The 8,544-nt window shown below is 45.0% G+C and carries 11 protein-coding genes; 6 read left to right on the forward strand and 5 right to left on the reverse strand.

All coding sequences use genetic code 11. From position 1 onward, the window contains the following. Positions 1 to 44: 44 nt before the first annotated feature. Positions 45 to 1,592, reverse strand: coding sequence for a recombinase family protein (locus CF651_RS30620; protein WP_094018659.1), 1,548 nt, complete (start codon positions 1,590 to 1,592; stop codon positions 45 to 47). A 455-nt stretch (positions 1,593 to 2,047) separates the two neighbouring features. Here CF651_RS30620 and CF651_RS30630 point away from each other — a divergent pair, with 455 nt between their 5' ends. The 6 genes from CF651_RS30630 to CF651_RS30655 all read left to right on the forward strand — a co-directional run bounded on the left by CF651_RS30630 (position 2,048) and on the right by CF651_RS30655 (position 4,793). Next, positions 2,048 to 2,269, forward strand: coding sequence for a helix-turn-helix domain-containing protein (locus tag CF651_RS30630; RefSeq protein ID WP_179233077.1), 222 nt, complete (start codon positions 2,048 to 2,050; stop codon positions 2,267 to 2,269). Beyond that, the gene (locus tag CF651_RS30635; RefSeq protein ID WP_094018662.1) at positions 2,262 to 2,459 is read left to right on the forward strand and encodes a hypothetical protein; all 198 of its coding nucleotides are present in this window, start codon (positions 2,262 to 2,264) and stop codon (positions 2,457 to 2,459) included. The genes CF651_RS30630 and CF651_RS30635 overlap by 8 nt, the downstream gene beginning before the upstream one ends. Then, positions 2,459 to 2,887 carry a phBC6A51 family helix-turn-helix protein gene (locus tag CF651_RS30640; protein ID WP_094018663.1) on the forward strand — a complete coding sequence of 143 codons (429 nt, stop codon included), beginning with the start codon at positions 2,459 to 2,461 and terminating at the stop codon, positions 2,885 to 2,887. Before CF651_RS30635 ends, CF651_RS30640 begins: the two co-directional genes overlap by 1 nt. Next, positions 2,884 to 3,384, forward strand: coding sequence for a hypothetical protein (locus CF651_RS30645; protein ID WP_094018664.1), 501 nt, complete (start codon positions 2,884 to 2,886; stop codon positions 3,382 to 3,384). Before CF651_RS30640 ends, CF651_RS30645 begins: the two co-directional genes overlap by 4 nt. A 125-nt stretch (positions 3,385 to 3,509) precedes the next feature. Beyond that, positions 3,510 to 3,806 carry a hypothetical protein gene (locus CF651_RS30650; protein ID WP_094018665.1) on the forward strand — a complete coding sequence of 99 codons (297 nt, stop codon included), beginning with the start codon at positions 3,510 to 3,512 and terminating at the stop codon, positions 3,804 to 3,806. A 105-nt stretch (positions 3,807 to 3,911) separates the two neighbouring features. Further along, entirely contained in the window at positions 3,912 to 4,793 is an 882-nt protein-coding gene (locus CF651_RS30655; protein ID WP_094018666.1) for a hypothetical protein, read from the forward strand. 631 nt (positions 4,794 to 5,424) lie between these two features. Here the strand turns inward: CF651_RS30655 and CF651_RS30660 are convergent. From CF651_RS30660 to CF651_RS30675, 4 genes are all read right to left on the reverse strand, one after another. Next, on the reverse strand, positions 5,425 to 6,030 hold the full coding sequence (locus CF651_RS30660) for a recombinase family protein (RefSeq protein WP_094018667.1): 606 nt from the start codon (positions 6,028 to 6,030) through the stop codon (positions 5,425 to 5,427). A gap of 316 nt (positions 6,031 to 6,346) precedes the next feature. After that, on the reverse strand, positions 6,347 to 6,676 hold the full coding sequence (locus tag CF651_RS30665) for a MerR family transcriptional regulator (protein ID WP_094018668.1): 330 nt from the start codon (positions 6,674 to 6,676) through the stop codon (positions 6,347 to 6,349). Positions 6,677 to 6,822: 146 nt separating this feature from the next. Next, the gene (locus CF651_RS30670) at positions 6,823 to 7,506 is read right to left on the reverse strand and encodes a type II toxin-antitoxin system HicB family antitoxin (RefSeq protein ID WP_094018669.1); all 684 of its coding nucleotides are present in this window, start codon (positions 7,504 to 7,506) and stop codon (positions 6,823 to 6,825) included. Between the two features lie 77 nt (positions 7,507 to 7,583). Then, positions 7,584 to 8,300, reverse strand: coding sequence for a hypothetical protein (locus CF651_RS30675; RefSeq protein WP_094018670.1), 717 nt, complete (start codon positions 8,298 to 8,300; stop codon positions 7,584 to 7,586). Positions 8,301 to 8,544: the final 244 nt, after the last annotated feature.

Genomic DNA, 8,544 nt, shown 5'->3' on the forward strand with positions numbered 1-8,544 from the left:
TAGTTTTTGCATGACGTTGGAAATGTATTATCAAGCACGCAAAATTATAAATAGGTCTCGATGAGAATTTCCCCGTCTTTTTGGGCTTCGATCCGCTTGACAACTTGCATCAACAAGACACGCGTTTTTTCCACCTCATCATATGATTTGAGCTGGGATAGTTCATTCAGCGCTTGCTTCGACTCGCGAATAAGCTTTTCAATATCAAGGCTCTTTTTTTCCTCTGCCATAATTGCAGTGAGTCGATTTTCTGCATCGGCGATCTCTTTTTCATACTGCTCTTTTTCATATTCATATTGATTTCGATCGATCTCGCCTAGCATGTGCTGTCTGCGAATCTCAAAAAGCAACTTTCGATTATCCTCAATTCGCTTTTCCAGTTTCTTTTTCTCTTTTACAAAGTTACTCTCGGGAAGGCCAACAGAAATTGCCTCAGTACCACCTTTTAATTCTAGCATATAAAGCTTTTTCTTGATCCGCTCCAAGATCCCAGATATCAGCTCGTCCCTCATATCGTTATAGGGAATCCATTTTGAATTTTTGCACCCTGCTTCCCCCGTTCTGCGGCGACGACTGCACAACAAATATCTGTATTCATTTCCTCGAACGCGAGAAACCATTGTCACCATTGCAGATCCACATTCAGCACAAAAAATCATCTTTGCAAACACATTGACAAATGCACGTCGTCCACCGCGTTCACCGCCGCCACGCAACTGCCGGATTTCCTGAGCCTTCTCAAATGTTTCACATGATATTAACGCTTCATGTGTCTGAAAGCTCGTCCGCTGCCATTCGTTTTTCGGTTTCTGAATTAGCTTTTTCCTCCGGTTCATTAGGTCACTTAGGTCGTCATACGCAACCTCTGTGGTATGCCGACCAAATACGGAATAACCTGTATAGTTTTCGTTTTGCAGTATGCGTTGAACGCTTGTAAGTCCCCAAACGCCACCTTTATATGATGGAATTTTTTTTTCGTTCAGGTAGTTAACTATGCCCTTTTCGCCCGTACCTCCCGTATACAAATCAAAGATTTCTCGGACTATTTCGGCTTGTTCGGGAACAACCTCTAAAGTTTTTCGACCATCAATGAGGACTTTCTTATAACCGAATGGTGGGATAGATCCGATATAGTTTCCTTTCATCGCCGATTGTCGAATACCACGACGAGATGAAAGGCTAATATCACCACTCGTGTTTTGGTTGACTACAGACTTAATGCCAAAAAGAAGCTCGTCATCCTTGATTCCTGAGTCATAATTATCTTCAAGCGAGATCACCCGAATTTTTAGTGCATTGACCAGTATTCGTTTCAAGGAAATCGCATCCAATGCATCGCGGCTAAAGCGAGAAAGGGATGTGAAAAAGAGGAGATCCATTTCTCCTCTCTTTGCATCAGCAATCATTTTTTGAACATCATCCCTTGAGACAATGCTCGTTGCAGAATCGCGATCCTCATAAATATAATCAATGTCGATATTCATTCGCGCAGCGTTCTCCCGGATAAAAGACTCTTGATGCTCTGGACTGTCTTTCTGCGATTCTTTCATCGTCGAAACACGGACATATCCTCTAGCTCTAATTTTGCTCATTACGCATTTCCTCCGAAATGTATTTAGACAAAACCTCATCCAAATTGTATGCCACAGCGCCGTGTTTTTCCAGAACTTTTTTTATCGCAGTTCTTGCTAATGATCTGATTATTTCGTCGGATCTATCTTCAACACAAATAAAATTAAGTTTGTATGGCTTTTTTTTCCCCATGACGCATCACCCTATTATCAAGCTATGACGAAACACGTTGTCCTGATAACGTTGTTGTCATGCGCGATTCAATATCGAAAGCCGGATTCGTTTGTGTCGCGAGTGTGCAAAAAATATAACTTGTAATTTTTAGATATAGCTCATCTATAGTATGAGAAAGCTGTCGACTAAAGGTCGATAGCCTATCTCCTCCTGTTTTGAAGCGCCGAACGTTCCACGATCTGGAACCGAGGCGCTTTTTCATTTTCATAACGAAAGGATGATTTTAGTGGAATTAGATGCTATGTCTATACGCGTTCTGAGGACGCTTCACGGCCTCACACAGAAGCAAATCGCTGACAAGTTAGGAACACATCAGCCTGTATATGCCATGTTCGAGAATGGCGCTGTCAGACCGTCAGCTGAACATCATGAGCAGCTCGTCAAGATCCTGAGAGCAAACGAAGCTCACTCTATTAGCGTTATCGAAGCGATCCGCGCATGGAAGGATGAGGCCAATGTCTAAAACGTTCTTGAACATGACAATTTGCAGAAGTGGCGATAACCGTCCAGCCAGCGTCAAGGCCACGACAGAAGCCGGGATGACGTACATGTTCGAGATTTCGCCGAGTCTATCCGATAGAGCGATCATCAGCCTTTTCGGACGATTGGTCGATTATGAGGAGCGCGGAGATCGCCGGGGGAGGCTGAGCTGATGAAAATCGTTCGTAAAGGCGAGCTGACACATGAGCAGCTCACAGCTATTGAATACCTGAGCCTTCCACGGAACGGAGGCCGCTCGCTGGAGGACATAGCGTCCGAGTGTGGGATCTCTGTCCGTACTCTATACGATTGGAGATCCTCAGAGCTGTTTGCGGCTGAGGTACGTCGAAGAACGATGCAACGCGTCGCTGAGCATCTCCCGGCTGTCATGGACACGTTGACACGGAAAGCAATGGAAGGTTCGTCGATTCGTGCTGTTGAGACTTGGCTGAAAGCGCAGGGAATGTTATCCGCTGAAATGGTCATCCGTCCGGCAGCTCCCGAGGATGATAGATCAAATGAAAGTATAGAGGCAGAGATCGAACGCCTCAGATTAGAGCTAGGAGAAATTGAAGATAACGAGGAGGAAATAGAGGTATGAGAACATGGGACTTGAAAGAGAAGTTTGATCGTCAGGACGAGCAGCATAACGCTGTTGTCGCTCGTTACGAGGCCGCTGTCGTCGCCGTTGGAACACAGTTGCATGATCTAAAGGCTCAGAAAGACGCGCTGATCCGTGATGAGTTTAGGACAGGAGCAGATCGCTCTAAAGAGAAAGCCAAGCTCTCCACACAGATCGAGGCCGCAGAGAAGGCGCTCGCAGCTGCCGAGCATGAACGAGGCCAAGCATACGAATACCGTCGTACCGTGGACGACCGGATCACCGTCCGTCAGCTCGTCCTAGACTGGTCAGGCGAATATAGATCCGCTGTTCGTACGGCTGAGCTGCAACCAATCATAGACAGGCTGACAGCGGCTCGCAAAGCGTACTATAACGCGTTGCTCGATATCAAAGAGCTAGAGGCCGCATATGATCCAACGTTCCAGCAACTCCGCGATATGGCGTATAGAGATAACGTCAATCATCCCGGCGATTAGCGCTCCCCGATGGCGATCATTAGCAACAGCGACATTCCGATCATTACGAGCGAGGATCTCATGACGATTGATAACTATCGCAAGCTGCCGAACGGCATCGAGCGCATGACTGGAGGCGAAAAGTGATGAAACAGAAGCAGATCACACGTCTCCGGGAGATTCAAACGAAACTAGCGGACGCTGCCGAGATCACGTCTCAGGACGTGCAGGATATGGCTATGATCGTCCGGCTCTATCCGTCGATGGTTCACCGCGCTATGTATGGCCTTGTATCCGGACGACATCAGGCTCAGGAGCATGAATCAGAAGCGGATCGCCCGACAGCGGAGCAGTTGGAGGCCGCTCGCAAAGCAGCAGCCGCCAATCCGACAGCCGCGAACCTAACCGCATACGCAACGCTTAAACGACAGGCCGGGGAGTAACTTCCTCGGCTTTCTTTTCTTGTCCAAAATGACACAAATAATCGCTGCTATCGATATTGAACCGATGATCCGAACGGATCACAAACAACTAGGAGGAGTATTATCATGAAAAATCGAAAGTATCGAAGCGTTAACACTGATAGTAATCGACAGGATGAGCCACGCCTAACAGCGTATGATTCCGAAACAGGCGAATTTCTCGGCGTTATCGTTAGTCCTGAGAGCGGAGATAGGATCATCACGCGAGAACAATCAGAAAGCTATAAGGAGAGGCTCAGATGTGAATCGCGGCGCGGTCGTCACTTTTCCCTAACTGACATTGAAAGTATCCATGAGGTTATCGAGCTGCTAGACGAGAAAGATTGTGGGAGGCTCTTGTTTCTTCAATGCTTCGTGGACTATGAAACGAATCGCCTCGTACTTGGAGCCGGAACCACTAAACGCCCTATAAGCCGTGATGATATGCGGAAATTGCTCGGACTCGGTTCTGATGCGTTCCGTGAATTTCTCAGAGTCATGACATGCAACGGAATAGTTTTCTCGCTGGAAGATGGCAGATATTCAATGAACGACAGATATCACTTTCGAGGAAAAACGAAAAACCGTCGAGTCGTAAAATCGTTCACGGAGCGCGTTAAACGGTTATACGAAGCGTTCCAACGGAATCCGAAGGATCTCGGCTTTATCTATAAGCTCCTGCCATATGTCCATTATGAAACGAATCAGATCTGTCAAAATCCGCATGAGCCGAATCCTGAGCTGATCGAGGCATTTAATAAAGACGGAATTGCACGGATAACAGGAGTCGATCCCAAAACGACATATAACAGGCTTCGTCGGCTCAAACTCGATGGAATGTATGTTTTCGCTGAGGTAGTTCGCGGCAAGGATCGGTTTTATAAGCTGAATCCGTTCATTTTCTATCGTCAGGACGGAGAGCCGGACATATCGCTTCAAGCGGATTTCTTAGTCAAGAACCGGGGATAACGATTCTCATCGGGAATTTCGTCGGCGTTTTGGGCATTATATCGGGAATTTCATCGGCACTTAAAACAGCAGTTCATCTTAGAGCCACAAGGCTTTGCACGTTTTTAGTGCAGAAATTTCTTCTTTATCTTGTATAGACTCATGAAAACAGGTTTAACGATTCAGGGATAAGGATAACCAAGAATAGGCGCTCCTTTACTCCTCAGGCTTCGCCTTTGTCGTGGCGACTCGCTTCGCTCGCGCCATGTTCTTTTAAATCCCTTTCTCTATTCGTTATGATCTGACGAAACATAGATTGGAGGAATAATATAAAATCGACGAGGCTATAAGCCGAGGCGAAAGCGAGCGAAGCGAGCTTATAGAGACGGATATCCAATCAATCCGCATGAGATAAAGAGATATCCGGGTTATCTTAGATATCTAGGCCGATAACCAAAATGAGCCGCAAAAGCTGCCGGATCCTTCCGGTTTCGATGCATTTCGGGGGTATGGACATACCTTTCAGATCTGTGCTAAATTGGATCGGATCGTACTCTGTACGTTTCGCTTACACTTTACCGCTGGATCCGTCTAGCGGCTATTTTACGTTTCCGGAGAACGAAAAGAGCACCCAGCTCAGGCGCTCCTCTCCTTACGTATTCGATTCAAGCTCCTTCACGCGACGATAAAACGTGTTCGGCTTCATGCCGAGCTGCTTCATGCCTTCCGTCGCCGTGATCGCTCCGGCCTTCCATTCGCCATAGACAGCCCGGAACTCGTCGGAGATCTCCTGTTTCGGCCTTCCGAATTTCACGCCGCTATCGAGCGCGACCGCGATCCCCTCAGCCTGACGCTGCTTGTTCTTTTTCCGCTCCTGTTCGGCAACGTATGAGAGCATCGAGAGGAATTGATCCTCTAGCAGCTTGCCGAGATCTCCCATCGTCTTAAACTTCCGGGAGTCGAACAAACTCTCGTTTTCGAGGACGACGATATCAGCGCCGACCTCACGCGTTATATACTTCCATTCACTGATGATACCGTCATAGTCGCGCCCCAGCCTGTCCAGAGCGTCCAGATAAAGCAGATCTCCCTCCCGGATCATGAGGCGGAGCGCCTGATACTTAGGACGATCAAAATCCTTTCCGCTTGCCTTATCGACGAATGTATATCGTTCCTCGATGCCGAGCGCTCTCATCTTTATGAGCTGTCGTTCCGTGTTCTGTTCCTTCGTGCTTACGCGTACATAACCGAGCTTCATTCGTGATCGTCTCCCTCTCGCTGTTCCTTGTACTTGTCAATAAATATATCGAAGTTTTGACATATGTCAATTATCCAAAACATAGTTTTTGACAAACAGAAGAGCAGCCTTTCCGGAGTCTTTCAAAAGGTGTGCTTTTTGAAACAGGAGCAGCAATGCGATCCGGATCCAAGCAGACCCACCCACCGGGGGAGACACGGCCTCGACGCCACAGCAAGCCCTCTGAGAATTTTTATAATATTTTTTGAAACTCGATAATAAAAAGACCACCGGATCATATCCGCGCGGCCTCTTTTTGCTTTGACAAAAGATCTTACTAGCGTACGAAACGTATATTAACATCAACAGTGATACTTATTTTTGGATTTTTAAGAAAAGCTTCTAGGATACTCTCGCTAGGTACATGTTCAGCCTCGTTCGTTTTGTCAAAAGTAGCTCTTATTTCATTGATACTCATCCCGCGATCCTTCATTTTCAAAACTTTTCCCAACAATTCAAATGTCTTTTGTGAATATCGTGTTCTATGCTGCTCACCGTGGATCTCAACAAAGTCTCGAAAAGTATCGATCACGTAACGAATTTGTCCTTTATTCCGTCTTAATAGCGCAATTAATTCACTCATACTATAAGTTTTTTCGTTATTCATTTTTCAGCACCTCTGATAATTTAATATAATAACAGAGTATACTGGAATGATGTAATTTACGTCCATTCGCATTCATGCGAATATATATTCGACTCTCGAAGTGAGTTCGCGTTAACGTTCTCCAACTCAGCGCGGCCTCCTTGGTTTTATTCGTTTTCCTCTCTGTTTTCTCGAACTTTTCTCGCTATGTCGGCTTCTATTTCCTCAAACATTTTTTCGCGATGTTCTTTTATCTCGGAAACCATCCATTCAATTTTTGAATCGATCCTGCCAAACCCTTCTCCGATCTGGTCAGACACTTTTTCGATCTTATCAAACCCTTTTCCGAGCTTGTCGTTAATCCTGCCTAAATCTGCGTTCATTTCTCGGAGTTCTTCAAGTATTAGCTTCGCGACTTCTTCTTTCTTCCGTTCCTGCTCGGCATCGTACTCGGCAAATGTCATTTCCCGATCATCTATCCAGTAGCGACCGTTTTCGTCCGGCTCATTCGGCATTAACGGTTTTTGATAAGTAAGAGGTTTCATCGTACCGGGATCAAAGCCCAAATTCCGTCTCATTGATTCTTCAATTATCCTTATTCCTTTAGTTGCTTCCGTCTCAGGCTCAGGGATCGGGTCGTTTGATACGAGCTTTGTCTCAATCCATAATCTTTTGACCTCCTCTAGCTTGACGAGCAGCTCCTCGACCGTACGTGCGTCCGTTTGGCAACCATCCAGCTCCTCGAAACCTCCGAAAAAGTATCCCTCTGGATGATTCGGATCGTCCGTCACGTGTCTATATTTGACCGTGTAGGAAAGGCTCATGTAATAATCGATTGTTTTCTTATTCATACCTTCGCCTCCTTTATCATTGATCCATAATGAACCTATTCACTCACTCGTCCCGGAGCCTCTTGCTTCAAATTTGTTCAATGTCGTTCAGCAGCAGTCTCTTTTTTGGTCAATACCTTATATTTGGGATCAGTTGGTTGCCTTCTAGAAACTTCATATCCGAACGTTTCACTTAGAAATGCATTTTGAAGCTCAACATTAAAATCAAATATAAAGGAAATTAGATCCAAAATGTAACTCGCTGTTTCATTCGTTTTTTCGGTTAACTGATCAAGTTCAAAAGGCGTAAGACGGATGTCCTGTTTATATTTAGAGTAATAAACTTGTGAAATGTACGTGTTAAAATCTAACAATACCTTATTTGTTTCTGAAATTTTATTTTGAAAATCATATTTCATTTCTGTAAATTCGTTTAGGATCACTTCACGTGATTCAAAGAAGTAGCAGAAATCAAAACATGCCTTTCTAGCTCTGTCCCATAACGAGATTAGTTGGACATGTGGGTTATCCCAGCGAGGATGAGTAATCTCAATCGTCAAAGAATACTGAAATTTCAAATCCCCTGGAAATTGAATTAAAAAAAGATGAATATCGCCAAGTATTTCCTGTCCTTGTGCTAACAATTTTATTGCTTCATCAGCAGTTTTAATTTGAAGTTCACGACGGAATTTTTGTTTATCAAGTTCAAGACTTCTCTGATGTTGCTTATTTAAATTCCGAACAGCAAGCCACCAACCTATTATTGCGGTTAAAATTGATACTATCCATCCAACAATATTTGTCCAACCTGCCATGTTCTGACCCCCACCTCCATAACAAAAAGAACTCCGGCGAATGAACGCGCGGAGTCTCTTTCGACCGATGCTTTCGGATTTATTTCCAGTATATCACAGGACTTCAAAAGGAGTCTATATGCAGTAAAAATCAAGAAAATGTTCAGCAATGCTTTTGCTCGGAAGATCCTTTTTCGGCAAAACGTTGATATATCGGGCTTTTTTCGTTGCGTGTTTCAAAATACATGACGTTGGATATATGGTT

Source organism: Paenibacillus rigui (assembly GCF_002234615.1).
In the GTDB taxonomy this organism is placed as follows: domain Bacteria; phylum Bacillota; class Bacilli; order Paenibacillales; family NBRC-103111; genus Paenibacillus_S; species Paenibacillus_S rigui.

What these genes read in the sequence shown, in the direction of transcription:
- CF651_RS30670 (WP_094018669.1), bottom strand. Translation starts at nt 7,506, where the DNA reads ATGAATAAGAAAACAATCGATTATTACATGAGCCTTTCCTACACGGTC.
- CF651_RS30655 (WP_094018666.1), top strand. Translation starts at nt 3,912, where the DNA reads ATGAAAAATCGAAAGTATCGAAGCGTTAACACTGATAGTAATCGACAG.
- CF651_RS30630 (WP_179233077.1), top strand. Translation starts at nt 2,048, where the DNA reads ATGTCTATACGCGTTCTGAGGACGCTTCACGGCCTCACACAGAAGCAA.
- CF651_RS30665 (WP_094018668.1), bottom strand. Translation starts at nt 6,676, where the DNA reads ATGAATAACGAAAAAACTTATAGTATGAGTGAATTAATTGCGCTATTA.
- CF651_RS30675 (WP_094018670.1), bottom strand. Translation starts at nt 8,300, where the DNA reads ATGGCAGGTTGGACAAATATTGTTGGATGGATAGTATCAATTTTAACC.
- CF651_RS30650 (WP_094018665.1), top strand. Translation starts at nt 3,510, where the DNA reads ATGAAACAGAAGCAGATCACACGTCTCCGGGAGATTCAAACGAAACTA.
- CF651_RS30640 (WP_094018663.1), top strand. Translation starts at nt 2,459, where the DNA reads ATGAAAATCGTTCGTAAAGGCGAGCTGACACATGAGCAGCTCACAGCT.
- CF651_RS30660 (WP_094018667.1), bottom strand. Translation starts at nt 6,030, where the DNA reads ATGAAGCTCGGTTATGTACGCGTAAGCACGAAGGAACAGAACACGGAA.
- CF651_RS30645 (WP_094018664.1), top strand. Translation starts at nt 2,884, where the DNA reads ATGAGAACATGGGACTTGAAAGAGAAGTTTGATCGTCAGGACGAGCAG.
- CF651_RS30620 (WP_094018659.1), bottom strand. Translation starts at nt 1,592, where the DNA reads ATGAGCAAAATTAGAGCTAGAGGATATGTCCGTGTTTCGACGATGAAA.
- CF651_RS30635 (WP_094018662.1), top strand. Translation starts at nt 2,262, where the DNA reads ATGTCTAAAACGTTCTTGAACATGACAATTTGCAGAAGTGGCGATAAC.